The sequence below is a fragment of the Ochrobactrum sp. PL_is483 genome, from assembly GCF_055816855.1.
On sequence record NZ_JBVPGS010000001.1, the window covers coordinates 1 to 711 of the forward strand.

At 58.5% G+C, this 711-nt stretch carries 1 protein-coding gene; it reads right to left on the bottom strand.

The genetic code is table 11. The features are described from left to right. Positions 1–185: 185 nt before the first annotated feature. On the bottom strand, positions 186–711 hold a 526-nt coding region (locus tag AC0TNJ_RS00005), incomplete at its 5' end, for an autotransporter outer membrane beta-barrel domain-containing protein (RefSeq protein WP_473769850.1).

Genomic DNA, 711 nt, shown 5'->3' on the forward strand with positions numbered 1-711 from the left:
CGAAGCAGATGATCTTTCGGGACCAGTTGATCGAGCGTCACCATCTCGAGCGCGGTCTGTTCGGCGGCGGGTTTCTTCAACATGACCCACAGAATCACAAAACCCCCGACATAGCCAGGGGTTTGTCAGCAGCCTGAGCCCCGGTTGTTACCGGGGCCTTGATATGTGTGAGGCGATGTTTTGGTCTACCACTTGACCTTGAAGCCGATATTGCCCTTGAGGGTGTAGCTGTCGGCGAAGTGATTGAGGGATGTGTTGATGGAGCCTTCGCCATAGAGGGCATATTTGTTGTCGGCCCAGGCATAGGTGCCGCCGGCGCCGATGCCACCCCAGGTGTTGTCGCTGTCCGTGGCCATATGCGTCCCGGCATAGTTCATGCGGGCATTGCCCATCAGTTCCTGATAGAGATTGGCAATACCATAGACCGACGTGTTGACCATCAAACCATCCTCGCCCTTCCAGCTATTGGCATAGTTGGCGGCAAGGCCGAGACGCGCCGTCAGGCTGTCGCCATCGCGGTTGGAGATGCGCGCGCCATAGCTGTCATGGAACGTATCGAAGTCGACCGACGACCACATCAGCTGCGCCTGCGGCGTCAGCGACCAGTTCGGGTCGAGGACGATGCGCTGGCCTGCTTCAAGGCTCAAGGCATAGCCAAAGCCCCGGTTGCCATCTTTCAGCGTCGGGTTGACCGCATCGACACCAAGGTCG